Source organism: Paraburkholderia sp. BL10I2N1, assembly GCF_004361815.1.
Lineage (GTDB): Bacteria > Pseudomonadota > Gammaproteobacteria > Burkholderiales > Burkholderiaceae > Paraburkholderia.
This window is the reverse complement of record NZ_SNWA01000001.1, coordinates 2,946,405-2,972,410: the sequence shown is the minus strand read 5'-3', so window position 1 is coordinate 2,972,410 and position 26,006 is coordinate 2,946,405. Positions and strand designations below refer to the sequence as shown.

At 63.2% G+C, this 26,006-nt stretch carries 21 protein-coding genes, 4 pseudogenes and 1 riboswitch; of the genes and pseudogenes, 14 read left to right on the top strand and 11 right to left on the bottom strand.

Features of this window, described 5'->3' with window-relative positions; all coding sequences use genetic code 11:
- Positions 1-94 precede the first annotated feature (94 nt).
- A pseudogene (locus B0G77_RS13885) lies at positions 95-676 on the top strand (DUF932 domain-containing protein); the annotation flags it as partial.
- A gap of 204 nt (positions 677-880) precedes the next feature.
- Here B0G77_RS13885 and B0G77_RS13880 read toward each other — a convergent pair.
- The 6 genes and pseudogenes from B0G77_RS13880 to B0G77_RS13855 form a co-directional block, all read right to left on the bottom strand.
- The gene (locus tag B0G77_RS13880; RefSeq protein ID WP_133662642.1) at positions 881-1,651 is read right to left on the bottom strand and encodes a hypothetical protein; all 771 of its coding nucleotides are present in this window, start codon (positions 1,649-1,651) and stop codon (positions 881-883) included.
- Positions 1,644-2,335: pseudogene (locus B0G77_RS13875) on the bottom strand (protein mobD). The gene B0G77_RS13880 and the pseudogene B0G77_RS13875 overlap by 8 nt, the downstream one beginning before the upstream one ends.
- A gap of 9 nt (positions 2,336-2,344) precedes the next feature.
- A complete protein-coding gene (locus B0G77_RS13870; protein WP_133662641.1) occupies positions 2,345-2,806 on the bottom strand; it encodes a hypothetical protein in 462 nt (153 codons plus the stop codon).
- A gap of 752 nt (positions 2,807-3,558) precedes the next feature.
- Positions 3,559-4,014: pseudogene (locus B0G77_RS13865) on the bottom strand (site-specific integrase); the annotation flags it as partial.
- Positions 4,015-4,046: 32 nt separating this feature from the next.
- A complete protein-coding gene (locus tag B0G77_RS13860; protein ID WP_133662124.1) occupies positions 4,047-5,276 on the bottom strand; it encodes an ISL3 family transposase in 1,230 nt (409 codons plus the stop codon).
- A 154-nt stretch (positions 5,277-5,430) separates the two neighbouring features.
- Positions 5,431-6,210, bottom strand: a pseudogene (locus B0G77_RS13855) (integrase arm-type DNA-binding domain-containing protein); the annotation flags it as partial.
- Between the two features lie 664 nt (positions 6,211-6,874).
- On the opposite strand from B0G77_RS13855, the gene B0G77_RS13850 reads away from it, so the two are divergent.
- The 7 genes from B0G77_RS13850 to B0G77_RS13820 all read left to right on the top strand — a co-directional run bounded on the left by B0G77_RS13850 (position 6,875) and on the right by B0G77_RS13820 (position 14,275).
- Positions 6,875-7,927, top strand: a complete 1,053-nt coding sequence (locus B0G77_RS13850; RefSeq protein WP_133662640.1) for a LacI family DNA-binding transcriptional regulator — start codon at positions 6,875-6,877, stop codon at positions 7,925-7,927.
- Positions 7,928-8,084: 157 nt separating this feature from the next.
- A complete protein-coding gene (locus B0G77_RS13845) occupies positions 8,085-9,092 on the top strand; it encodes an ABC transporter substrate-binding protein (protein ID WP_243751125.1) in 1,008 nt (335 codons plus the stop codon).
- A gap of 86 nt (positions 9,093-9,178) precedes the next feature.
- The gene (locus tag B0G77_RS13840) at positions 9,179-10,003 is read left to right on the top strand and encodes an ABC transporter permease (protein WP_133662639.1); all 825 of its coding nucleotides are present in this window, start codon (positions 9,179-9,181) and stop codon (positions 10,001-10,003) included.
- A 20-nt stretch (positions 10,004-10,023) separates the two neighbouring features.
- Positions 10,024-10,959, top strand: a complete 936-nt coding sequence (locus B0G77_RS13835) for an ABC transporter permease (protein ID WP_133662638.1) — start codon at positions 10,024-10,026, stop codon at positions 10,957-10,959.
- A complete protein-coding gene (locus B0G77_RS13830) occupies positions 10,956-12,020 on the top strand; it encodes an ABC transporter ATP-binding protein (RefSeq protein WP_133662637.1) in 1,065 nt (354 codons plus the stop codon). The genes B0G77_RS13835 and B0G77_RS13830 overlap by 4 nt, the downstream gene beginning before the upstream one ends.
- Before the next feature lie 65 nt (positions 12,021-12,085).
- On the top strand, positions 12,086-12,913 hold the full coding sequence (locus tag B0G77_RS13825) for a phosphodiesterase (protein ID WP_133662636.1): 828 nt from the start codon (positions 12,086-12,088) through the stop codon (positions 12,911-12,913).
- Between the two features lie 141 nt (positions 12,914-13,054).
- On the top strand, positions 13,055-14,275 hold the full coding sequence (locus tag B0G77_RS13820) for an MFS transporter (protein WP_133662635.1): 1,221 nt from the start codon (positions 13,055-13,057) through the stop codon (positions 14,273-14,275).
- A 116-nt stretch (positions 14,276-14,391) separates the two neighbouring features.
- Here the strand turns inward: B0G77_RS13820 and B0G77_RS13815 are convergent, their stop codons facing one another.
- The 5 genes from B0G77_RS13815 to B0G77_RS13795 form a co-directional block, all read right to left on the bottom strand.
- Positions 14,392-15,309 carry an EamA family transporter gene (locus B0G77_RS13815; protein ID WP_133662634.1) on the bottom strand — a complete coding sequence of 306 codons (918 nt, stop codon included), beginning with the start codon at positions 15,307-15,309 and terminating at the stop codon, positions 14,392-14,394.
- A 334-nt stretch (positions 15,310-15,643) separates the two neighbouring features.
- Positions 15,644-15,880, bottom strand: a complete 237-nt coding sequence (locus tag B0G77_RS13810) for a pentapeptide MXKDX repeat protein (protein ID WP_133662633.1) — start codon at positions 15,878-15,880, stop codon at positions 15,644-15,646.
- A gap of 94 nt (positions 15,881-15,974) precedes the next feature.
- Complete coding sequence (locus B0G77_RS13805) at positions 15,975-16,760, bottom strand: molybdopterin-dependent oxidoreductase (protein WP_133662632.1); 786 nt, start codon at positions 16,758-16,760, stop codon at positions 15,975-15,977.
- A gap of 10 nt (positions 16,761-16,770) precedes the next feature.
- Complete coding sequence (locus B0G77_RS13800; protein ID WP_133662631.1) at positions 16,771-17,409, bottom strand: cytochrome b/b6 domain-containing protein; 639 nt, start codon at positions 17,407-17,409, stop codon at positions 16,771-16,773.
- 26 nt (positions 17,410-17,435) lie between these two features.
- Positions 17,436-18,224 (bottom strand): DUF1223 domain-containing protein, encoded by a 789-nt coding sequence (locus tag B0G77_RS13795; protein WP_243751124.1) that lies wholly within the window; start codon positions 18,222-18,224, stop codon positions 17,436-17,438.
- Between the two features lie 866 nt (positions 18,225-19,090).
- Between B0G77_RS13795 and B0G77_RS13790 the strand changes: the two genes are divergently transcribed.
- From B0G77_RS13790 to B0G77_RS13765, 6 genes are all read left to right on the top strand, one after another.
- Positions 19,091-19,498, top strand: coding sequence for a GreA/GreB family elongation factor (locus B0G77_RS13790; RefSeq protein WP_133662629.1), 408 nt, complete (start codon positions 19,091-19,093; stop codon positions 19,496-19,498).
- 74 nt (positions 19,499-19,572) lie between these two features.
- Positions 19,573-19,689: riboswitch (TPP riboswitch) on the top strand.
- 94 nt (positions 19,690-19,783) lie between these two features.
- On the top strand, positions 19,784-21,715 hold the full coding sequence (gene thiC, locus B0G77_RS13785; RefSeq protein WP_133662628.1) for a phosphomethylpyrimidine synthase ThiC: 1,932 nt from the start codon (positions 19,784-19,786) through the stop codon (positions 21,713-21,715).
- Between the two features lie 250 nt (positions 21,716-21,965).
- Complete coding sequence (locus B0G77_RS13780; protein WP_133662627.1) at positions 21,966-22,178, top strand: glycine zipper 2TM domain-containing protein; 213 nt, start codon at positions 21,966-21,968, stop codon at positions 22,176-22,178.
- Between the two features lie 374 nt (positions 22,179-22,552).
- A complete protein-coding gene (locus B0G77_RS13775) occupies positions 22,553-22,972 on the top strand; it encodes a hypothetical protein (RefSeq protein ID WP_243750994.1) in 420 nt (139 codons plus the stop codon).
- A 273-nt stretch (positions 22,973-23,245) separates the two neighbouring features.
- Positions 23,246-24,847 (top strand): L-lactate permease, encoded by a 1,602-nt coding sequence (locus tag B0G77_RS13770; RefSeq protein ID WP_133662625.1) that lies wholly within the window; start codon positions 23,246-23,248, stop codon positions 24,845-24,847.
- A 177-nt stretch (positions 24,848-25,024) separates the two neighbouring features.
- A complete protein-coding gene (locus B0G77_RS13765; protein ID WP_133662624.1) occupies positions 25,025-25,948 on the top strand; it encodes a DMT family transporter in 924 nt (307 codons plus the stop codon).
- The last annotated feature ends 58 nt before the right edge of the window (positions 25,949-26,006 follow it).

Here is a 26,006-nt window from a genome sequence, read left to right as displayed (position 1 = left end):
GCGGTTTGGGCGGCTATCAAATAATGAAAAGTTGAACAGCCGTAACCTACGCCCAGCGCCGAGGTACACGATACCCCTTCGCATTACGGCTTCCTTGCCGTTACGCCATGCCGAGCAGATCATCGGCGAGGAAGCCGACGAAATCGTGTTGCTGAACTCGCACGACGGCACCAGCAGCTATCAGATGCTCGCGGGTACGTTCCGGTTCGTCTGCCAGAACGGCATGGTCGCGGGCGAGAACATCGCCGATATCCGGGTGCCGCACAAAGGCAACGTCATCCAGAACGTGATCAACGGTGCGTTCGATGTGCTCGACGGTTTCGACCTGATCCATGAGCAGAAGGACGGTATGCGCGCTGTGACGCTCGATCGCGACGAGCAGCACGCGTTCGCCCGCTCCGCGATCGCGCTGCGCTATGACCCGACCGACGCCGAAGCGGTCGCACCCATCAGCGGGAACCAACTGCTTGCCACGCGTCGCTTCGAGGATCGCCGCGACGATCTTTGGACCGTCTTTAACCGCGTGCAGGAGAACCTCACCAAAGGCGGCCTGCATGGCCGCTCACGCTCGGGCCGCTCGATGTCCACGCGCCCCATCACCGGCATCGACCAGAACGTGAAACTCAATCGCGCGCTGTGGATGCTCGCGGACGCGATGCGCCAGACGAAGGAGTAACGCCACAGGGGCGGTGCAATCGCGCCGCCCTCGGGCTCTGCGTCTTTGCACCATAACGCCCGTCGGGTGGCTGGTCGAGCGTGATCGTGTCCTCGCGCAGCGGCCGTATCGCTGCCACCTGCTTACCTCAACCGGAGAACACACCATGACCAGTCGTATCCGCAGGACCGTCCTTGCCATCAATGCCAAAGGCTTATCCGGCCTCTACCCCACCTTTGTCGAGGCCACGGATCTGCAATTCGACGAAGGCCACCACTGCGGCGTCGCCATGTGCATGGATCGCGACAATGACGAAGTGTGACCCGCACGGGCAGACTGCGAACCGTCGGCCCGCATCAGATGATTCGCAGTCCACCAGCCGGCCATTGCGGCCGCCCCTGCCGCAAGCAGCATCACAACCAGTCCGCCAGCCACCAATGCATAGCATGCCCGCACCAACCGCCGCATGATGGCCTGTTCAAATGACGCCACCGCTGCGTCGAGCCGTTGCCGCTGTTCACCTGCCGCGATGGCTATCACGCCAACGAGCCGGTTCCCGGCCGTGCGCGCAATTCGCCTGGCCGACCGCTCCGCCAGCATGGCCAACGCCTCGTGGTTCAATTCCGCGAGCGCGGCCCGGTAGCGCGCTTCGTGTTCGCTGATCAGCTGCTCGGCCAGTTCGATCGTCGCCTTGCAACGGGCAAGCGCGTCGCGATGCTGCGCCATCAACATCTCGGTCGCCGCGCGGGCTTCAGCGCGCACCGTGTCGAGACTGCCTGCGCGCGCCTGCCGGATGCGCTCGGGCACCGCTTCGTAGAGCCGCGCGTAGTATTCGAGCGCCGCCAGCACCGACCACAGTGCATCGTTGTCGCGCAGGTTCAATGCACTTGCAATCCGACGCATGCGCAAAAGACTGGCATCGCCCGGTAACTCGCCAGTGACATCGAGGAACAACCGCGCCAGCGAATCCGGGGAGTTCCGCTCCCTGCTACGCATCGGCCATCATCCCCGCAAACATCGTGCTGCACAGCGCGCGCCAGCGCAGCAGTTCCGCCCGCTCACCGATATGCATCGCTTCCGCCGCCTTGCGGATCGACAGGCGCTTGCTGCGCAGTTCATCCGCGACACGATCCGCGAGATCTGGAAAGTCCATCGACTGTCCCTGAGCCTCGATGGCCTTGCGCAGTTGCGACTCCCGGTACAGGGCGAATTTCTCCGGCGGCCCGAAGTAGCCGTTGCGCACAACGTGCGTGACTGCATCAGGGACGTCGCACCAAACTTTAGGAGCAGTTCAAGGCTGTCGCGCTGCCGGTTGATGACCCATAGCACAACAAGACGCCGTCCCAGTTCGCCCAGCGTGTTGGCCAGCGTCCCGCCGTACTGGGCGACGCCGGCCTGGCTGCGTCCTGCCGTATTGAGGACAACGGTCGCGTCCCGGTGCATATCGCAGAAGTTGACGAAGTCGATCCAGCCGCTCACGTCGTCCAGATCACACGATCCACATTCGATTTCATCGTGAACAGCTTTCATCACATCGGGGTTGGACGTATCTGTCTCAACCAGCACGACATTGACATCCGTCCGTCGAAGGTAATCGAGCAGCGCCAGCGTAACGAAGCTCTTGCCAACACCGCCCTTGCTGCCACCGATCATATAGATGGGGGGATTGTTCGTCGCCATGCCGTACCTCTACAAGTTCTCAGTATCCGGGCTGATCGGAAATCCGAGGAAGCCCTGTACCTGTTGCCCCGACGTGGTTGTTCCCTTATCCTCCTTCCGCTTTGATCCGGTGCGCAGCGCGTTATCCTGCCCGGAACTGGCCTGCACCGATGTCTTGTTCTGCGTGGGCGCCACGGATCGACTTCGCATCGCTTCCTTGCGATCCTGCCGCACTCGCCCCTTCTGTTCTGCCCGGCGCATCGCATATCTCAGCGAGTTGACACTCACATCGATACCTTCCTGCGTCGCCTGTTCAATCAGTTCGTTCAGCGTGTAACCTTTCTCACGCGCTGCACTGATCTGCGTTCGTATGGTCCTGACGCCATCCCCAACCTTGAGCGATTGATCGTCTTTTGCCTTCTCTGGCAGTGCATCCAGCCTGCGTCCAAGTGCCTCCCACTGCCTTCGCCTGTAACTCCTGACAACCGGCATGACCTGCTCCAACGCAACGCCTTGAATGCATCTTGCGCAGACGTTTTCGTGCCGTCAACACCCTGTACACGCTGCTATCACTGCTGACGGAACACTCTGGAATGCAGAGGACCATCGTGGATTAGAAAATATTTTTCTATTCTATTGGCCAAATTCCCTGCGATGCATACGGATTCGCCGGTGCTCACCATTCACGCACACAGGCAACCACAGCACGAAGCATCTCGTGAACGTCGATTCGCATTGAAAGGCATCGTGAACGCATCAAAATTCAATTGCGCGAGAAATCGATGCGTGGCCGGCTTATCCCACCATTTCCGTACTGTCATCATGCGCGGTCTCCCGACCTGCACAAGCACTTACGACATCCAGCAGCAGCTCGAACCTATAAACATCACCTGCCCTACACGAGGTGATCATCGGACGCACCGCGAGTCATCTCGCGTTAACAGTCTTTGCATATGCCGCGGCATCTGACATGCCCGGAATCATTCTTTCAGGTGCACGTCGGTCACCTATTCGTACCACTTCGCTAACTTCACAACGCGACGCGACTTCACTGGCATGCATTTTCCGTTTCGCATGCCGTGCACATTGCGTGCACAGAAGTCACACTCGACACGGAAAACAACATGAAAATTGAGTGATGGCAGGATAGGCTCTTGCCGGTTTTGGGCGCCATCGCCGCGCCATGAACATCTGCCGATGCGCACTCGTCTTTCTCTGGTGACCGCGAGTCTTTCCCCGTGCGGTTATCTTGTAGGCGCCGCGGCCCCAATAGGAATAACCTCCGCTCCGACCTTGAGCCGGTCCAGATAGTCGGCCCACGTCTGCATCATCGCGCGGCGCTCCTTGATGAACTTCGTCCGGTTATACGCCGTGCCAAGGTTGTCAGGTACTGTATGCGCAAGCTGATGCTCAATCACTTCCGGCTTCTGCTCAAGTTCCTCATGCAATATTGTGCGCGCCATCGCCCGGAATCCGTGGCCAGTAATCTCGGTACGGGTGTCATAGCCAAGCCGTCGCAGCGCCGCATTTATTGCGGCGTCGCTCATGGGGCGGTGCCGGTCGCGCGCGCCAGGAAACACGTAAGGGTAGTCGCCGGTTAGAGCTTGCAACTCACGCAGGATTGCCACTGCCTGAGTCGCAAGCGGCACGAGGTGCTCTGTCCTTGTCTTGGTGACGAGATAGCGCCACTCCCTTTTGTCGGCTCTTTTAAAAGCGCAGTGGGTAATGCGGCTCACGAGGCATGCGGATTGAGTGCTGAGAAGTCGAGTTTGCCCGCGATGAGAAACAGCACGGTGCGCATGGTCTTGAAGCTGGCGTATCCCCGTGCCTTGCGCTTGGCGGCCTGAAACAGGCCGTTGATCGCCTCAATGAATCCATTGGTCTGGCGTGTCTGCGCCCACGCGATGATGCCGTCGAAATGACGACGGATCATGCGCGCGACGTCCTTCATGGGCTCGACCTTGGAACGCATGACGTTGCCGCACCACCGGCGCAGCATTTTGGAGACGACGTGGATCTGTTTGCGATCGAGAATCTCGCGCAGTTGCTCGCGGTACATCCACGCTCGGGCCGTGCGGTTGGTGGCGTACTGGCTGATCAGCGCCTCGAGATCGGTCAGTTGCGCGAGATCGAGTTTCTCGGCATCCTTGAGCAGCGACCAGCGCATGCCCTTCAGCGAGGGATCGGTTTTCTGCTGCGCGCGGCGCACACCATCAAGCGCTTTGGACGCATGCGCCACGACATGAAACTTGTCGAAGGTCACACGCGCGTCGGGCAGGTGTTCGTCCACGCCCTTGATGAAGGCAGCCGACATGTCGATGCTGACCGATTCGATCTGTGCAGGCGTGGCATTATGTTCCTCCAGGTGCCGGGCAAAGCGTTCGACAACGCCGGCATCCTTGCCTGGCGTGACGAAGACCACGCGCCTTGCGTCCATGTCGGCGACCAGCGAGATATAGTCCTGCCCACGTCGGGCCGACGTTTCGTCAATGGCCACCGCGGTAACTTCGGACAGGTCGGTCGCGGCCACGGCCAGGTCCACGTAACGGTCACAGATGGCCTTCACCCGATGCCACGACAGGTTCACCACGCGGGCCACCGCGGCAAATGTCATCTCCCGGCACAGCGTCAGCACGAGCGCTTCAAACAGCAGCGTGAAGCCGTCCAGCTTGCCTATCCAGTCGGGTTCGACCAGGCGCACCGAGCCGTCCGGCAGACGCACCCGCGGCACCCGAACCTCCAGATAGCACTCGTGCTGAAAGAAGTTGAGGTGGCGCAGCCGCTTGATCTGGGTGTCGTGAGCCGGATGCTCGCCCGCGACGCCGGGATAGGGAAAGCGCGTACCCGCGACAAAGTCCACGGCAATGGTCAGTTCACGCCGCGCGGCATCGAAATCGACGCCTTGCACGTACCACGGGGCCTTGATTCCCAAGGCGGCTTCAAACAGTTGGGTCTGGTTCATCGGTTCACGTTGTCTTGCAGGGCTGGTTGCCGCATTCTGCCGCAACCAGCCCTGTCCCAGCTTACTTCTTCAACGCGCGTCAAGTATTCGCTTCGCCGGGCTGACGCCCGTACTTGACCCGCCAAACCAGCCACTCGGAATTTGAAATAGGCCTTTTGTCCAGGTCAAATTGCGACCACTTGGCCTGTCGCAGTTCGCCGGGCCGCACAAAAAGCATCGGGGCCAACTTCAGCGCGCAAAGGACCGAAAAGGTGCCTGAGAAGCCATCGAATGCCCGAAGCATTTCCCCAACCTTCATTGGCTCGGTAATGGCGGAAAAGTGCGTGGTTTGGGTTGGCGGAATCGCATCCAGAAGGTCGCGTGCCGGGTCAGACTTGCAGTACCCCTCCTTGATGGCATAGCGAAATATGCGACTGATCTCGCTGCGCACGCGATGCGCCGTGAAGCGCGCGCCCCGACCGTCGATGCGTTTCAGGACTGGCAGAATTTCGGGCGCGTCAATTTCAGCGATGGGACGCCTGCCGAGCCATGGAAACACATCGCTCTTGAACCGTGCCAGGGTCTTTTCATACTGGCCAATTTCCACATAGGTCTTGCGCTCGTTCATCCAACCATGCGCAACGACCTCGAACGAGTTCGCCGCGGCAACACGCATTGCACGTTTTTCCAGCCGCTTCGCTTCGCCAGGGTCGATCCCAGCCGCCAGCTTCTCACGCACACCGTCGCGTTTCTTCCGCGCAGCCGCCAGTGACACATCAGGGTACACGCCGAGCGCAAGCGTCTTGTCCTTCCCCGCGAAGCGGTAGTTCATGCGCCAGTATTTCGAGCCCGACTTATCGATCTGCAGATACATACGTCCGCTGTCGGACAATCGGTTACCTGCACCGTCTGGATTGAATCGAGCGTTCCTGACTTGTTTGTCGGTAAGCGGCATGGTGGTATCTCCCGATCGAGACGGCAGGAATTCGGCCACATACCACCATAAATACCACCATTTATCACCGGCTGCACCGCGATAATCCCGGAACATGCAGGTACAAAAAAAGCCGCAGAGCCTTATGGCACGGTGACTTTACGGATTTCAGCGGAATTTGTTGGAATAATTCTTGGTGCCGGGGACCGGACTCGAACCGGCAAGCTGTTAAGCGGCGGATTTTCGTCACACCACGTCTTTCGACGCCTGTCACACCGTGCGGCATGACCGTTCGTGCGCTGGACTATGCCTTCGCCATCGCGGCGCGCTGAGCGTTTGCCAGCACGCACCGCCTTAGGCGCCCCCCGTCTAGTCTCTACACCTTCCGTGTCATCGCGAACTGGAAGCTTGCGACGTCAGGCTTGGCTCGGCGTTGCCTCGGCAGCGCGTGGCGCACACCAGGGGTTTCACCGAGTTTGAGGGGTTCTGCGCCGGCCGTTTCCGGTCGGGCACTCAATGTTTTAAGTCCGCTATGTTTACCAATTTCATCACCCCGGCAGGGGCGGACGCGATTCTACCATCGCGCCGCAGTCGCACCAAACGCCGCGCCGCAACGTCATCGCGCAGTCACAAAGCTTCCAGATAATTCGCCCCACGAAAACGTTTACAACACGGGGCAAAACGGATGGTTCCCACGATCAAGGATGTCGCGGCGCACGCGGGGTTTTCGATTGCGACGGTCTCGCGCGCGATCAACGCGCCGCACACCGTCAATCCGGTCACGCTCGACAAGGTGCGCCAGTCGATCGATGCGCTGCAGTTCCGCCCCAACCCGCTCGGCCGGCAGTTGCGAGGCGAACGCACGCGCCTCATCGGCGTCGTGCTGCCGACGCTCGCCAACCCCGTCTTCGCCGAATGTCTGCAGGGCATCGACGAACTGGCGTCGGCGCAAGGCTACCGCCTGATGCTGATGACCACGCAATACGACGCCGACCGCGAACGCCACGCGATCGAAACGCTGCGTGCGCAGCGCGTCGAAGGGCTGATCCTGACGGTGGCCGACGCCGACACGCACCCGCTCCTCGATGAACTCGACCGCGACGGCCCGTTGTATGTGCTGATGCACAACGACACGGTGCGCCGGCCGTCGGTGTCGGTCGACAACCGCCTCGCGGCCTACGACGGCGTGCGCATGCTGATCGCCCACGGCCATCGCCGCATCCTGATGCTGGCCGGCACGCTCGCCGCGTCGGATCGCGCGCGGCTGCGTCATCTGGGCTATGCGCAGGCGATGCAGCAGGCCGGACTCGAGGCCGCGCCCGCGCTCGAAATCGATTTCAATGCCGACGAACTGGCGCCCTCGGTGCTCGCGCATCTCACGAACGGCCCGTCGCGGCCCACAGCCCTCTTCTGCAGCAACGACCTGCTCGCGATGGTCGTGATGCGCGGCCTGCGGCGCGCGCGCCTTAACGTGCCCGCCGATATGGCGATTCTCGGCTTCGACGGTCTTGCTGTCAGCGAACTGCTGTCGCCGCCGCTGGCGAGCATCTGTGCGCCGAATCGCGAGATCGGCTGTGCTGCCTGGCGCCGGCTGATCAGCCGCATCGACGGCACGTACCAGACCGACACGTCGCTCGCGCTGACACTGCCGCACACGCTGCGCGAAGGCGCGACGATCGCCGCCATCACGAATGCCAGCGACGCGCCGCGCGCAAGAACAGCCCGCCCCGTCGTCTGACGCTGCCACGCGCCACCGCCATAGGGTGGCGCGCTGGAAAACCGATGCCTTACCCATGCGCTTTCACTCTTTCCGCCCAAGGAGACCCGCTGTGATCCGCCGTCCCTCCTGTATCGATTCGTTCCTGCGCCGACTGGCCGGCAGCCGCGCGAGCCGCATCGCACTCGTTGCGTCCGCCGCCATCGTTGGAGCCGCCGCGTTCGCAGGCGCCCCGTCCGCATCCGCCGAAGAAACCGCGATCTGCTACAACTGCCCGCCTGAATGGGCCGACTGGGCCAGCCAGATCAAGGCCATCCAGCAAAAGACGGGCATCCGCGTGCCGTTCGACAACAAGAACTCTGGCCAGTCGATCGCGCAGTTGATGGCCGAACAGAAGAGCCCGGTCGCGGACGTCGTCTATCTGGGCGTGTCCTCGGCATTCCAGGCCAAAGACAAAGGCGTGATCCAGCCGTACAGACCCGCGCACTGGGACGACGTCCCCGCAAACCTGAAGGACCCGCAGGGCTACTGGTTCGCGATCCACTCGGGCACGCTCGGCTTCTTCGTCAACAAGGACGCGCTCGAAGGCAAGCCGGTGCCGCAATCATGGGCCGATCTGCTCAAGCCTGAATACAAGGGGATGGTCGGCTATCTCGATCCGTCGAGCGCGTTCGTCGGCTATGCCGGCGCGGTCGCGGTGAATCAGGCGCTCGGCGGCACGCTCGATAACTTCGAACCAGGTCTCGACTGGTTCCGTCATCTGAAGGCGAACGCGCCGATCGTGCCGAAGCAGACCGCTTACGCGCGCGTGCTGTCCGGCGAAATCCCGATCCTGCTCGATTACGACTTCGACGCCTATCGCGCGAAGTACAAGGATCACGCGAACGTCGAATTTGTGATTCCGAAGGAAGGCACGATCTCGGTGCCATACGTGATGAGTCTCGTGAAGGGCGCGCCGCATGACGCGAACGGCAAAAAGGTGCTCGACTTCGTGCTGTCCGACGAAGGCCAGAAGCTGTGGGCGAACGCGTATCTGCGCCCGGTCCGCGCGAACGCGATGAGTGCCGATGCCGCCTCGAAGTTCCTGCCGGCGAGCGACTACGCACGCGCCCAGCCCGTCGACTTCGCGAAGATGGCCGAAAAGCAGCAAGCCTTCGGCGAGCGCTATCTGCAGATCATGCATTGAGCGCTCAGTGGCCCGTGCTGCGGCATTGCGCACGGGTCACGTCACAGCGGCATCTCCACGCCTGACTCGCTAAACCGGCCCCCGTCATGCACGACATCACCTTCCCGCTGCGCTGGCGCATCGCACTCATCGCGCCCGCGCTCGCCATCTTCATCGCGTTCTGGCTGCTGCCGATCGTGGCGCTCCTGCAGGTCAGCGCGGACGGCCACGCGTTCGCCACCTACCGGGCTCTCCTCAGCAACGCGCGCTACGTGACGAGCCTCGGCGCGACCGTGCTGCTCTCGGCCGCCGTCACGGCGACGACGCTCGTGCTGTCGGTCATCTCGGGTCTGCTGCTTGCGCGCCGCGAATTTCCCGGCAAGCGCACGCTGCTCGCGTTGCTGACGTTTCCGCTGGCGTTTCCGGGCGTCGTCGTCGGCTTCATGGTGATCATGCTCGCCGGACGGCAGGGCCTCATCGGCGCGCTGTCGCTGAAACTGACGGGCGACCGTCTCGTGTTCGCCTATTCGATGACGGGCCTCTTTCTCGGCTACCTGTATTTTTCGATTCCGCGCGTGATCGTCACCGTGATGGCCTCGGCGACGAAGCTCGATGCGTCGCTTGAAGAAGCGGCGCGCTCGCTCGGCGCATCGCCGTGGCAGATCATGCGCGACGTCGTGCTGCCGGCCTTGTCGCCTGGCCTGATCGCAGCCGGCGCGGTGTGCTTTGCGACCGCGATGGGGGCATTCGGCACGGCGTTCACGCTTGCCACCGACATCGACGTGCTGCCGATGACGATCTACACCGAGTTCACACTGAACGCGAACATGGCGACTGCAGCGGGCCTGTCGATCGTACTCGGCGTGGTCACCTGGCTCGTGCTGGCGCTCGCGCGCAGTGCAACCGGCTCGGCTGTTGCCGCAACCGCATGACGGCCGATGAAGGAGCCCACATGAACTCACTCAGCCAGACTGCCACTCCGCAGGCCGCGCCGCCTTCGATGCGACGCCGCGCCTTCCGGCTTCCTGCCGCGCGCACGTGGCTCGCCGCCGGACAGTGGCTCGTCACGCTGCTGCTGTGCGCGTTCCTGATCGTGCCAGTGGTGATGTCGATCGTCGCGGGACTGACGGTCAACTATTTTCAGGGTGTCGCGAGCGGGCTGACGCTGCGCTGGCTCATCGAAGTCTGGATGCAGTATCACGCGTCGGTTTTCCTGTCGCTCGAAGTCGCCGCAGCAACGCTCGCTGTCACCTTGCTGACCGGTGTCCCCGCGGGCTATGCACTCGCGCGCAGCAAGACACGTGTCTCGCGCGTCATCGAAGAATTCCTCGTGCTGCCGGTTGCGCTGCCGGGACTCGCATCGGCGCTCGCGCTGCTGGTCGTCTACGGCGGCTGGACGATGTTCCGGATGAGCGTCGCGTTCATCGTCGTCGGTCACGTGGTATTCACGCTGCCGTTCATGGTGCGCGCCGTCGCTGCCGTCTGCGCCGGCTCCGATCTGCGCACGCTCGAAGAAGGCGCCGCCAGTCTCGGCGCCAGCTTCTTGCAGCGCTTCGTGACGATCGTGCTGCCCAATGCGAAGCCCGGCATCGTCGCGGGTGCGCTCGCGGTGCTGACGCTGTCGATCGGCGAATTCAATCTCACCTGGATGCTGCACACCCCCGATACGAAGACGCTCCCGGTCGGCCTCGCGGATACCTACGCGTCGCTGCGCATCGAGATCGGCAGTGCCTACACGATCCTGTTCTTTCTGATGACGATGCCGTTGCTCGTCGCGATGCAGTGGCTCGGCGTCGACGCCACCGGCCAGCGCCGCGCGGCATCGAAGCGGCGTGCAAAACGCAACGCTATGTCACCTGAACCGACCCGCCCGGACGACACGCCATGAAACTCGCCTCCGTTCCCATCACCCTGACCCAATGCGCGAAGACGTTTCGCGGCACACGTGTACTGGAGCCGCTCGACCTGCAGATCGACGCTGGCGAAACGCTGGTCCTACTGGGGCCGTCGGGCTGCGGCAAGACCACCACGCTGCGGATGATCGCCGGCCTTGAAACGCCCGACGCCGGCGGCCGTGTCGCATTCGCCGATGAAGACGTCACCGCCCTGCCGATCGAGCGGCGTCAGATCGGCATGGTGTTTCAGAGCTACGCGCTGTTTCCGAACCTGACGGTGCGCGGCAACATCGGCTACGGGCTGAAGATTCGGCGCGTTGCCGCGGTGACCCTGCGCGAGCGAGTCGACGAACTGCTCGCCATGATGCGCCTCACCGACCACGCCGACAAACCCATCGACCAGCTCTCTGGCGGCCAGCGTCAGCGCGTGGCACTGGCCCGCGCGCTCGCACTGCAGCCGCGCGTGCTGCTGCTCGACGAACCGCTCACCGCACTCGATGCGCGTCTGCGTGACGCGCTGCGCAGCGAGATGAACGCGCTGCTGCGCAGCCTCGGCGTCACGACGGTCTACGTCACGCACGATCAGGCGGAGGCGATGGAACTCGGCGACCGCATCGTCGTGATGGGCGCGGGGCGCATTGAGCAGATCGGCACCCCCCGCGACATCTACTACCGGCCGGCAAACCGGACAGTTGCGCAGTTCGTCGGCACCATCAATCGTCTTGCGGGAGAATGGCGCGATGGCATGCTGATGACGACTGGCGGTGCCGTTCCCGCTCTTCGTGCACAGGGCGCGAGGGCGGACTCCGCAGCCGGATCCGCCACGCGCGAGCTGTTTTTCCGGCCCGAGGACGCTTATCTGGCGGACCCGGCGCATGCGCACCTGCGCGGAACGATTGAAGCCACGTCGTTCCTCGGCGAACGCACGCGGCTTACGATCGGAGGCGCGGCGCCGGACGCGCTGCTCGTCGACGTCGCCGGGCGGATCGAACTCGCACGCGGCACGCCAGTCGGGCTGTCGATCGCGCAGGATGCGCTGATCGCGCTGGCGTGAGGCCACTGCCGCACAATCGAACCATCGAACGATTGAACCATCGCACGACCACGTAAGGACTATTCATGATCCTCGCCCAGATCAGCGACCTGCACATCAAGAATCCAGGCGCCCTCGCTTACCGTCGCGTCGACACGGCCGCTGCGCTCACGCGCTGTACCGCGCGGCTCAACGCACTGGATCCACGCCCCGATGCCGTGCTGATGACCGGCGACCTCGTCGACCAGGGGACGCCCGAGCAGTATCGCCATCTGAAGTCGCTGCTCGCCGGACTCGAGATTCCGTACTACCTGCTGGTCGGCAATCACGACGAACGCGCCGCACTGCGCGCAGCGTTCCCGGAGCGCCCGGAGTTGTCGTCAGGCGGTGAATTCGTCCAGTACACCGTCGACATCGGCCCGCTGCGGGTGATCGCGCTCGATTCGCTGCAGCCTGGCGAGAGCGCGGGGCAGCTGTGCGATGCGCGCCTCGCGTGGCTCGCCGCGCAACTCGACGCGGCGCGCGAGCGGCCGGTTGTCGTCGCGCTGCATCATCCGCCGTTCATGTGCGGCATCGGTCATATGGACGATTTACGGCTCGATCCGGCCGCAGCCTCGCAGATGGCGGCGCTCGTCGCACGATACCCGAACGTCGAGCGCGTGATCTGCGGCCATGTGCACCGGCCGATGTTCGTGCGCTTCGGCGGCACGATCGCGTCGGCGGTGCCATCGCCTGCTCACCAAGTTGCGCTCGATCTGCGCGACGATGCGCCGTCGGCGTTCATGATGGAACCGCCGGCTTTTGCCCTGCATCATTACGACGCCGCAACTGGCATCGTCACGCATCACGCCTACATCGATGACGCCGACGGTCCTTATCCGTTCTACGAACCCGAAGGCGTACTGATCGACTGAGCGCGCCTGATCGCGCGTTGATTGTGCCTGGGCCGTGCCGACAGCGCCCGCTGGGCGCGGTCAGCACGATCGGGCGGGCTCCGGTATGATCGGCTCGCCCGCATTCCGTGCGTTGCCCGGCCACCCAAAAGCCCGCTGCTTATGTCGACATCCGATTCCCAAGCCTCCGACCACGCTTCCGCCCCCTCCCCCGCCTCGCTGCGCGGCCTGCTCTTTCTGCTCGCGACGATCGCCGGTGTGTCGGTGGCGAACATCTACTACAACCAGCCGCTGCTCGCCGATTTCCGTCAGTCGTTTCCGCATAGCGCGTCGTGGATCGGCGCGGTGCCGGCTGTCACGCAGCTGGGCTACGCTATCGGCATGCTGCTGCTCGCGCCACTCGGCGACCGCTTTGACCGGCGCCGGCTGATCCTGCTGCAGACGGCCGGTCTCAGCGTCGCGTTGCTGGTCGCGGCGGCCGCCCCTGACCTGTCCGTGCTGATCCTTGCGAGTCTCGCCATCGGCGTGCTTGCGACGATCGCCCAGCAAGCCGTGCCGTTCGCCGCGGAACTCGCGCCACCTTCGCAGCGCGGCCACGCGGTCGGCACGGTGATGAGCGGGCTTCTGCTCGGCATCCTGCTGGCGCGGACCGCAGCGGGCTTCATCGCCGAATACCTGGGCTGGCGTGCAGTGTTCTGCGCATCGGTCGTCGCGCTGCTTGCGCTCGCCGTCGTGACGGTGATGCGCCTGCCGCAGAGCAAGCCGACTTCGACCCTCGGCTACGGCAAACTGCTGGCTTCGATGTGGCATCTGAGCGTCGAGCATCGCGGCCTGCGCGAAGCCTCGCTGACCGGAGCTGCGCTCTTCGCGGCGTTCAGCATCTTCTGGTCGGTGCTAACCCTGCTGCTCGCGGGCCCGCCCTTTCATCTCGGACCGCAGGCGGCTGGCCTCTTCGGCATCGTCGGCGCGGCGGGCGCGCTGGCCGCGCCGCTCGCCGGCAAGTTCTCCGACCGGCGTGGGCCACGCGCGATCATCTCGCTCGCCATTGGGCTCGTTGCGGTGTCGTTCGTGATCTTCGGCTTGTCGGGAACGAGTATTGCCGGGCTGGTGGTCGGCGTGATCGTGCTCGACGTCGGTGTGCAGGCCGCGCAGATTTCCAACCAGTCGCGCATCTACGCACTCAAGCCCGACGCACGCAGCCGGGTAAATACCGTCTATATGGTGTGCTATTTCATCGGCGGCGCAGCAGGATCGGCGGTTGGCGCGATCGCCTGGCGTGCGTTCGGGTGGGTCGGTGTATCGATGGCCGGTTTTCTGTTCGCGGCGCTGGCCGCCTGGACTCATTCGCGCGGCCGTCAACGGGCGCCGGTGGCGACGCCATGATTTCCTGATCGTGCGATGGCCTGGCGCCGAGCCGGGCCGCATCGAATACGCCGGCAGCGCTTGGTTCGTCAGCACGGCGGCAGAGGTGGTGCTGATGATCTCTTCGCCGTCGACGCTTACGCGAGCCCGCGTCGCCGGTAGTCGAACCAGAACGACAGCCCGACGCTCGCCAGAATCACGGCGGTCGCGATCACGGTCGAGCGCGTCACAGATTCGCCTAGCAGCAGCGCGCCAAGCGCCACCGCGACCACCGGGTTCACGTACATGCAACTGCTCGCGATGATGGGGCTCGTGTGCCGGATCAGATAGCCGTACGCCACGTAGGCCGCCATGGTGCCGACGAGCATCAGATACAGGAACGCTACGATCGGCGGGAAGTGCAAATCGAGCATGCGCTCGCCCGACGCCCACGCGACGATCGTCGACATCGCACCGCCAAGGCCGATCTGCAGTGAGGTCGACAGAAACAGGTCGGACGGCAGCTTCAGGCGTCCGGCCAGATGCGCGCCGCCTGCCCAGAAGAGCGCACCGCACAGAATGGCGAGACTCCCATCGGCCGAGTTGGCCGACGCGTCGCCGTGACTGAGAATCCCGATCCCGACAAGGCCAAGCCCGACGGCAATCCACTCGCCCCTGCCGATCCGGCGGCCTGCGACAGCGGCGATCACCGTCGCGAAGAGCGGCACGGTGGCGACCATCACGGCGGCCGTGCCGGTGCCTACGGTCCGCATGCCGTAGGCGAGCATGCCGCTCGACAGCCCGACGAGCATGGTGCCTACAAGCCCGGCGTTTCGTACTTCTTCGGCGGTGGGCCAGGCCGGCCGCCGCCGCGTCGCGAAAACGAACAGGCCAATGCCGGCAAACAGATTGCGCAGCCCGGACAGCATGAGCGGCGGAAACGAGCCCAACGCGACGTGCACCGCCAGATAGGTCGAGCCCCAGACGATATAAACGACGGTCAGCGCGAGCGCGACCCGGCCTTGTCGGGACTGCGGCAGACGGAACGGGAAAGAATCGGGAAACCTAGACAGCATGCGTGCGACCCGCCAGCGACCGGTGGGATGCCGCACACGAACCCGCACCTGAACCCGCATATGAACCATAAGGGACAACGGGCAAGAGCGTGCGCCGCATGATCGGTGCGGCTGGGCGGGCGAGACAGAACGGCATGGTGGTCGAACGGCGAGGAACAAGGGAGAACGTTTGCGGGCGCAAATCCGGCAATGGATGCCACGGTCTGGCTGCGCACCGGCAGCATTATGCAATAAGGCAGACCCGCGGCAGTGAAAGCAAGCGTAAATATTCGCAACGCATACGAAAAAAGCCGGGGCCATGCCCCGGCTTTCCCGACCCGCTCAAGCAGCGCCGTTAGTTGCCCATCGCGCCCGACGCCTCGTGCTTCATGCCCATTGCGTCATTGCCCTTTTTCATCTTGTCTTTCTTCATGCTGTCTTTTTTCATGCTGTCTTTCGACATCGAATCCTTGGACATCGTGTCATGCGACATGGCGCCGTTCGACATTGCGCCGCTTGCTTCCTGCGCGAACGCCGAGGTGCCGCCTGCAAGGAATACGACGGCCAGTGCTGCGATTGCGAGTTGTTTCATGAGATCACTCCGTGTGTTGTCGATCGATAAAACCGGCCTGTGCCGGGTGCTTCCAAAGCTTCTGCCGCCCGGGGTCATGCCCGACCCGCGTGCGTCAGGAGCCTCCGAACCAGTTGTAGCCCTGGTCGACCCAATAGCCGCCCGGGTACGTGTTGGTGACAAAAATCTCCATGATGTGCTTCGGATTCTTGTAGCCGAGCTTGGTCGGCATCCGCAGCTTCATCGGGAAGCCGTATTTCGCCGGCAGGCGCTCGCCGTCGTACTCGAATGTGAGCAGCGTCTGCGGATGCAGCGCGGTCGGCATATCGATGCTTTCGTAGTAGTCGTCGGCGCATTTGAAGCCGACGTACTTCGCCGACGTGTCCGCGCCCACGCGCCGTAGAAAGTCGCTGAACGGCGTGCCGCCCCAGCGACCGATCGCGCTCCATCCTTCCACGCAGATGTGTCGCGTGATCTGTTCCGCGTGAGGCAGCGCGTACAGCTCGGGCAGCGTCCACATGCGCTGACCTGTGACGAGACCACCCACCTGCAGCTTGTAGTCAGACGCATCCACCTCGGGCACTTCGTCGACTCCATAGAACGCGTTGAACGGGAACGGCCGCGTGATCTGCGCTTCGCTGTAAGTAGGCGCCAGTTGCTTCGGATCGAAAATGAAAGCCTGCGCGCGGTCGTTCAGACGCGAGACGGCGGCGAGGAAGGTGTTCACCGAGTCGTTGTCGGTCAGCGAGCAGCCCGTGAGCATCGTGAGACCACCGAGCGTCAGGAGGCGTTTGCCGAACAGACGTCGTGACGGCATCGCGAGTTCGCGGCGGGCGTCGATCAGGATCGATTCGCGGTCGAGCTGCATGGGGGGCTTCGTGCCTTTCCGGTTGAGGGTCATGATGGATCTCCTAGCGTCCCCGTAGCATCGCCACGAGCGAACGCGGCACCAGCGCGACCATCACCAGATGCACGGCGATGAAGGCCGCCAGAAACGACATCGCGACGAAGTGCACGACGCGCGCGTTGTCGTAGCCGCCCATCAGCTCGCGCAGCAGCGGAAACTGCACCGATTTCCAGATGGCGAGTCCCGACAGCACCAGCACGATCAGGTCGCAGACGATGAAGAGGTAAGCGAATTTCTGCACCGCGTTGTACTGCCGCAGATCGGCGTGCGACAGCTTGCCGGTCAGCGCGGCGACGAAATCCTTCAGGATCGCGCGCGGCGACAGCGGCAGGAATTTGCGAAAGAAACGGCCGCTGACGAGATTGAGCGCGAGATACACGAGGCCGTTGAACACCAGCAGCCACATCGCGGCGAAGTGCCACTGCAGCGCGCCGCCGAGCCAGCCGCCGAGCGTGATCGAAGGCGGGAACATGAAGTTCCTGAAAATCGGCGACGCGTCGTAGATGCGCCAGCCCGACAGCATCATCGCGATGGCCGCGAGCGCGTTCAGCCAGTGCGTCACGCGCACCCAGACAGGATGGATCACGCCGGCAGGCGCCGCGGGCCGCGGCGCCGTATCGACATGCATACGGGATGTGTTCATCGAATTCTCCACATACAAGGAGGCGGTTAACGGCAGGCGGCCAGGTCGGCCACCTGCAGCACATCGCCGGTCGAGGCGCTCTCCACGAACGCGACGACGCCGAACCGGCTGACCGGCGTGTTGCCGTTCGCGATTGCTTTGTCATCCTCACTGCTCACGGCGACGTCCTGATGAATCCGCGCACTGCCCGCGACGAGCGGCACGGGGCCGATCCATTGCCGCACCACGCGGTCATGGTGCAGCGTTGTTCCACTGTTCTCGCCGGCGCGCACCTGCGAGGTCAGATCGTTTTCGTAGACGGCGACGTAGGCGTTCAGCGTGTCCCTGGCCGTGGCATGCGCGGTGAACCGCGCGTCGACATCCAGCCCGCTTGCCGTGCCCTGGGCACGCGGTGCGAGTTCGATCGCGACGTCGGCCTGAGCCCGCTCCGACATCACGTTCTGCACACGCGTTTCGAAGCTGTGGGGCCGCGCCCAGCTGCGCAGCTCACGCCCCGACACGAACACTTCCGGGGTGTAGATCACGTGACCACCAGCGCGGTCGGTGAGGCTCTGTTGACGCTCGGTGAAACGGCGCTGCGAGAATCGGTCGGTCCAGCCAAGGCTGTTCCAGTAGTCGACGTGCAACTCCAACGGCACGACGCCCTTCGACGTGCTGCCATCCTTCCACTGGCCGAGCCAACTGTCGGCCGGCGGACAGCTGCTGCAACCCTCGCTGCTGTACAGCTCGACAAGCGCGACACGGTGCGCGGGACTATGCGCCGTGCACATCGACGTTGCCGCCTGTCCGATGCCGCTCGTTGCGAGTGCGGTCATCAGCGCAAGACCTCGAATGGCGCGCGAAGGGCGCCCGTCGCGAGGCGCGCAGGACCGGCTGGTGGGGGTTCGCATGGCAGGCTCCGTTGGGAAATCTGCACGTTTGTCGCGTGGTATCGGGTCTTATGACAGCCGCCCCAAAAAAATTTTCGGGCAGACCGCGCTAGAGGGAATCGCGCCCAGGCGCGAATACTGCGAGCACCGCGGATGCGCATGACTTTCGCGAGTTCCCGATCCGCCTGACTCCCGCACAGTACGGACGATCCTGCACAACGCAGCTTCCGCAGCGCACAATAAGTGGCCGGAACGAACGCCGTAGAAGACGGCTGATGCACCTGAGGCCTCTGCGGGAAGCGCATCGGGTCGAGTCGTGTGGCGCGGCGTGGCACGATGCGACGCGACGGACCGCGCGATCTTGAGCGGATCTGTTCTTCCATGCTAGTGCATGGTGAGAAGCGTCGATTGCATGGCCGAATCTTTATTACGGAAGGTTTACCCGGTGAGTCGCATCTCTCGCCGATCGCGCGCGTCGGGCCGTGCGCGGCCGCTGTCCGGAGGCAGCCGGACTGGCGGATATCGCGTGCTATGATCGTCTCGTCGATTTGCCCATTTCACCTCTCCAGATACCGACGCCCCGTTCCCATGTGTCAGTCCTGCCACGCCCTGATTCGCCCGCGCCCTGATGGCGGGGTCGATTGCGCGCGTGCCGGGCGGTCGGTCCGATCTGCGCATTCCCTCTTCGCCCCGCTTTCCAACGCCCGGCGCCTGGCCTGAACGAAGCCTCCTCACCGGAGCCACGTCGGCCAGGCCCCGGGCCGATCTCAGCCGCCTGTCTTAATCGCGCAGATCGAAACTGGAGAACCCTCATGAAACAGAAAACCTGCTACCTCACCGAGCTGGATGTCGTGCGCCTTGAAAAGCACGCGGCAATGCCTGGCGCCGAGGCGAAATATCAAACCATGCTGGACGACCTGCTCGTGCGCGCGGTCATCGTTGCGCCACGCGATATCGCCGCGAATGTCGTCACGATGAATTCGCAGGTCACGCTCACCGACGAGCAGACGGGCGAAGAAATGACCTGGACCGTCGTCTATCCGCCGGGCGCGGACTTCAGCAATGGTCGGTTGAATGTTTTCTCGCCGGCGGGCCTCGCGCTGCTCGGCGCGAAGCGCGGCGAGCGCATCCGCTTCATGCCGCCGGGCGGCGACGAGAAAGTGCTGAAGGTCCTGCAGATCCTGTTTCAGCCCGAAGCGGCCGACGGTTTCACGCTCTGACATGTCAGTGGCGCATGAGCGCCTGATGGTCAGGATGGGTTGCAATGCCCCCCTCGGCAGGTGTATTGTGTGCGCTGCTAACGCGGGGGTCCTGCGTGGTGCATCGAACAACGGTGTGCTTCGCGGGTGAGAAATACCCTTTGAACCTGATCTGGATAATGCCAGCGCAGGGAAGCGTACGGAATTCGCGGCTTCACCACGGCAACACCCCACAGCGAATCCGACCACTTCCTTCTCGATCTCCTGCTTAGCGGCAACACAGCTGCCCCACATCAGGAGAAACGCATGAACGCCAACCCGAAGTTCCTTTCCGCCGACGCACACGTCGATGCCGCCGCCGTCGCTCCGCTGCCGAATTCCCGCAAGGTCTACGTAGCCGGTTCGCAACCCGATATCCGCGTGCCAATGCGCGAAATCACGCAGTCGGATACACCGGACAGCTTCGGTGGCGAAAAGAACCCGCCCGTCTATGTCTACGACACGTCGGGCCCGTACACGGATCCAGATGCGCAGATCGACATCCGCGCCGGCCTGCCGGCGCTGCGTCAGCGCTGGATCGAGGCACGCGGCGACACGGAAGCGCTCGATGGCCTCACGAGCGATTACGGCCGCGAGCGCGCCGCCGATGCCGCGACCGCCGAACTGCGTTTCCCCGGCCTGCATCGCACGCCGCGCCGGGCGAAGGCCGGCGCGAATGTGTCGCAGATGCATTACGCGCGTCAGGGCATCATCACGCCGGAAATGGAATACATCGCGATTCGCGAGAACCAGCGCCGTGCCGAGTATCTGGAAACCCTGCGCAAGAGCGGACCGAACGGCAACAAGCTCGCAGACATGATGGGCCGCCAGCATCCGGGCCAGGCGTTCGGCGCCAGCGCGTTCGGCCCTGACGCGCTGAAGGAAATCACGCCAGAGTTCGTGCGCGAAGAAGTCGCGCGCGGCCGCGCGATCATCCCGAACAACATCAATCACCCGGAAAGCGAGCCGATGATCATCGGCCGCAACTTCCTCGTCAAGGTCAACGCGAATATCGGCAACTCGGCCGTGACGTCGTCGATTGGCGAAGAAGTCGACAAGATGACGTGGGCGATCCGCTGGGGCGGCGATACGGTGATGGATCTGTCGACCGGCAAGCACATTCATGAAACGCGTGAGTGGATCATCCGCAACAGCCCGGTGCCGATCGGCACGGTGCCGATCTATCAGGCGCTCGAAAAGGTCAACGGCAAGGCCGAAGACCTCACGTGGGAAATCTTCCGCGACACACTGATCGAACAGGCCGAGCAAGGCGTCGACTACTTCACGATCCACGCGGGCGTGCGTCTGCAATACGTGCCGCTGACGGCAAAGCGCATGACGGGTATCGTGTCGCGCGGCGGCTCGATCATGGCCAAGTGGTGTCTCGCGCACCACAAGGAAAGCTTCCTGTACGAGCATTTCGAAGACATCTGCGAAATCATGAAGGCGTACGACGTGAGCTTCTCGCTCGGCGATGGCCTGCGTCCCGGCTCGATCTACGATGCCAATGACGAAGCGCAGCTCGGCGAACTGAAGACCCTCGGCGAACTTACGCAGATCGCCTGGAAGCACGACGTGCAGACAATGATCGAAGGTCCGGGCCATGTGCCGATGCAGCTTATCAAGGAGAACATGGATCTCCAGCTGCAATGGTGCGACGAAGCGCCCTTCTACACCCTCGGACCGCTCACCACCGACATCGCGCCTGGGTACGACCACATCACGTCGGGCATCGGCGCAGCGATGATCGGCTGGTTCGGCACGGCGATGCTCTGCTACGTCACGCCCAAGGAGCACCTTGGGCTGCCGAACAAGGACGATGTGAAGACCGGCATCATCACGTACAAGCTTGCCGCGCACGCAGCCGATCTGGCGAAGGGCCATCCGGGCGCGCAGGTGCGTGACAACGCGCTGTCGAAAGCACGCTTCGAATTCCGCTGGGAAGACCAGTTCAACCTCGGCCTGGATCCGGACAAGGCGCGCGAGTTCCACGACGAAACACTGCCGAAGGATTCGGCGAAGGTCGCGCACTTCTGTTCTATGTGCGGCCCGCACTTCTGCTCGATGAAGATCACGCAGGACGTGCGTGAATTCGCTGCGCAGCAAGGCGTATCCGACGACGAGGCCTTGAAGAAAGGGATGGAAGTGAAGGCCGTCGAGTTCATGAAGAAAGGCGCCGAGATTTATCAGCGGCAATAACTGCCGGATGTGCGCCCTGGCGTTTCTCCAGGCAGTAGGGAAGCCCGCTTCGGCGGGCTTTTTTTGCGTCCTTTTCAGGGTGCGAACTGCCTTCGTCCCACGACTTGTGAAGCATTGAAACAATTGATTACGAAACCAACAGCTCCCTGACAAGCGCACACAAACGGACACGGCTTCACACGATATCCTCAGTGAAATCAGGCACGCGGAATGCGTCCCCATTCATCATCATCCAAGAGGAGTCGGTACCATGAAGACAGTTCAACGAATCGGAGCGATTGCGGCGCTGGTAGCGGCCGTTGCGAGTCTTGCGGCATGTGATGACATGACGAGGCGTCAGCGCGATACGGCTATCGGTGCGGGTGTCGGCGGCGCGGCCGGTGCGGTGATCGGCGGCAGTGCGCTTTCGACCCTCGGTGGCGCGGCAGTCGGCGGCGTGATCGGCAATCAGGTTGGCAAGTAAGGTGGCAAATAAGGTGGCCAATGCGTTGCCAGGCAGTTGATATGTAAGCGGCGCAGCGATGCCGCGTGTACCCGGCGCGCAGGTCGCCACCGCCACCTCTAGCGGATATCGGGCAAACCATGCGATTGCATGTGGCGGCATCGACAGAAGCGGTGCTTACGGTCTGCCGGAACGCGCCGTTTTTTGGGCGCCTCGTTGCCAACGTCTGGTTTTTCTCCGTTCATCTCCCATGCGAGGAGGAGCGCAAGAGACGGCAAGGGCAATCCAGTGAAATATGCCGTTACGGGTTTGCAAGCCGGGTCTGACGGCGTCAGCGTAAGCTCATAGAAGACGCTGCGTCCGAACCCGGCGTCGCGATGAACCTGGAGCGCGTCATGAATCCCGTCTCTGCGGCTGCCCCTCTCGCCGGCGCGCTCGCTATGCTGTCGCTGACCGGCTGTTACTACCCGTACGGCTATTATCCGTACGGTTACTATCCGGGTGGCGCCTATTACGCCACTGTCCCTGAATCCGCCGCCCAGCACGCAGTCCCGGTCGCGCCTGCCGACACAGCCATGAGGCCTTCCACGTCCGCCCAGCAGTACGCGCAGGGGTATACGCAGCCCGCTCTGGTCGCAGAGGCTCCGCCACCGGTTTATACCGTACCTGCCTACCCTGCCTATCCGTATTACCAACCCTATCCCGTCTACGCGCCTTATCCGGCTTATCCCGCTTACTATGGCTGGCCCGCGCTATCGATCGGCTTTGGCTACTACTGGGGCGGCCACGGTGGATTTCACGGGCACCACCACTGATCAAGGTCAACGGTCAGCCGCGCGCCTCGTCTACAGCCCATCGCGCAATACCGAACCCGGACAATTGCGCGGAATGGAGGCTCTCCCGTAGTTTCCCGTCTTGACGGCGTCGTTGTGGCCTCTATGCTGGCGGTTGCTTCACGAACTATCTGTTTAATTACGGGATCCGGCAACCTGCCTGCGCAGGTTGCCTCCGCCATCCGTCCTGCCCAACCGACGCGTGATCCGACGAACAGTCTCCGCGCCGGTTCGTACAACAAAGAAGGAGACGTGATGTTCCACCAGCTACTGACCCCCGTCGGCAACGCGCTGTTGCCGTCATTTCTCATTGCCGCCCTGCCCATCGTCGTCGTGCTCGTACTCCTCGGCTGGGCGCGGCGGCCCGCCTGGCAGGCGTCACTGGCCGGACTGATCGTCGGCCTCGTCGTGGCAATTCTCGTCTGGCAGTTCCCGGTCGGACTCGCCTTCAATTCGGTCGCCGCCGGCGCGGTATTCGCGTGCTGGCCCGTCATGTGGATCGTCTTCACCGCGATCCTGCTGTACAACATCGCGCTCAAGTCCGGCCGCTTCGCCGCGTTCCGCATGTGGATGATCGACAACCTGCCCAACGACCGGCGCATCGTGCTCGTCGTGATCGGCTTTTCATTCGGCGCGTTGCTCGAAGGGATCTCCGGATTCGGCACACCGATCGCAATCACCAGTTCGCTGCTGATTCTGCTCGGCTTCCCGACGCTCGAGGCGCTGACGTTCACGTTGATCTTCAACACCGCGCCGGTCGCGTTCGGTGCGCTCGGCGTGCCGATCACGGTGCTCGGCGCAGTCACACACCTGCCCACCGACGCCCTCGCCAAAATGGTCGGCCGCCAGTTGCCGTTTTTCGCGTTGCTGCTGCCGTTCTATGTGATCGCCATTTATGCAGGCTTTCGCAACATGATGCGCATCTGGCCGGTACTGCTCGTGTCGGGCGCAAGTTTCGCGCTGACGCAGTTCGTCACCTCCAACTTCATCAGCTACAGCCTGACCGACGTGCTGGCGTCGCTGGTCTCGCTGATTCTCACGATCGCGTTTCTGCGCGTGTGGAAGCCCGCTGTCGATCCGAAGTTCGCCGTCAACGTGGATCGCGTCAACGAGGTACGCGGCAAGGTCAGTGGCGCGGAGGGCTGGTATCCGTGGCTGATCGTGGCGGCGGTCGTGATCGTCTGGACGATTGCCAAGGTGTTCCAGATCGGCGACATCAAGGTACCGTGGCCCGGTCTTGACAAGGCGGTTTTCATCACGCTCTATAACGTGCCGTATGCAGCCGTGTGGGACTTCCAGCCGCTTGCGACCGGCACCGCGATCCTCGTCGCGGCGATCATCACCGCGTTCGTCGTGCGCCTGTCCGCGCGGGAATTCGGCAACGCGATCGCCGATACGTGGGTGCAGACGCGCATCGCGATTCTGACCGTCGCAACGATCGTCGGTCTTGCGTACCTGATGAACTATTCGGGGATTAACTACACGCTGGGGCTGGGCGTGGCGTCCGTGGGCGCGTTCTTCCCGCTGGTGTCGGCCTTCCTTGGCTGGGTGGCCGTGTTCCTGTCGGGCAGCGATACCTCCGGTAATGCCCTGTTCGGCAACCTGCAGGTCGTGGCCGCGAAGCAGCTGAACCTGAACCCGGTGCTGATGGCGGCGACCAATTCGTCCGGCGGCGTGATGGGCAAGATGATCTCGCCGCAGAACATCGCGACCGGCGTCGCCACAACCGAGCTCAAGGGCAAGGAAGGTGTCGTGTTCGCGAAAACCTTCAAGCACTCGATCTTTCTGACAATCCTGCTCGGCATCCTGGTCTGGTTGCAGCAGAACGTGCTGACCTGGATGATTCCGCATTTTTGACGTCACTTTCTGAGCGGATGGCAGGCGCGATTTCCAGCGCCTGCCCCCGTCTGCGTGGTAACAGGAGACGCTTCACCTCCCGTTTCTTGCTATTTCATCCAAGCCTGAAACGTCACGCCAAAGCGCAGTGCTAACATGCCTGCGAGTCGCGACCCAACTGCGCGCGACATCTCTTCGATGACACTCAAAAATCTCATACAACTGCTCATCCTCGCGGCCCTCTGGGGCGCGTCGTTTCTGTTCATCCGTGTTGGTGTGACCGACTTTGGCGTGGCACCGCTGATGGCGCTTCGTGTCGGCATCGGCGCGCTGTTCCTCTTCGTCGTGCTGCTCGCGCGACGGCCTGCACGCGAAGCGTTCAGCACGATCTGCACACGTGCCTGGCCGCTGCTGGTGGTCGGCGTGCTGAATTCCGCTGCACCGTTCTGTCTGTTCGCCTATGCGGAATTGACGCTGTCAGCTGGCGTCACGTCGGTCATCAACGCGACCACGCCGCTGTGGGGCGCGCTGGTTGCATTCCTCTGGCTGAAGGACCGGCTGACCGCACTGCGCAGCCTCGGCATGGTGGTCGGCTTTCTCGGCGTGCTGATGCTCGTGTGGGACCAGATCGCCACGCCGCAAGGCTCGAGCGCAACACCCGCAACCACGGTACTCGCCGCCGCGGCAGCACTTGGCGCAACCTTGCTTTATGGCATCGCGGCAAGCTACACGAAGCGACATCTGACGGGCGTCGACTCGCTTACCGTCGCGACTGGCACGATGACGGGCGCCACCATCCTGCTCGTGCCGATTGCGATTGCGACGTGGCCCACTGCGCCGATCTCGCTGCATGCGTGGGGCGCTGTGATCGCGCTCGGCATAGGCTGCACCGGCGTGGCGTACATGCTGTTCTTCCATCTGATCGCGGTCGCCGGACCTGCGCGCGCCATCACCGTCACGTTCGTGATTCCGATTTTCGGGATCCTGTGGGGCGCGCTCTTTCTGGGTGAACAGGTGTCGCTCGGCATGGCCGAGGGGTGCGCGGTGATTCTGGTCGGAACGGCGCTCGCTACGGGTGTGATCAGGCGGATTCCGGGGTTTGGGGCGCAGGAAGCAGGTTGAGGGTGTTTCGCCTCGACCCGGGCGTAAAAAAACCCGCCTGACGTCTAACCAGACGGGT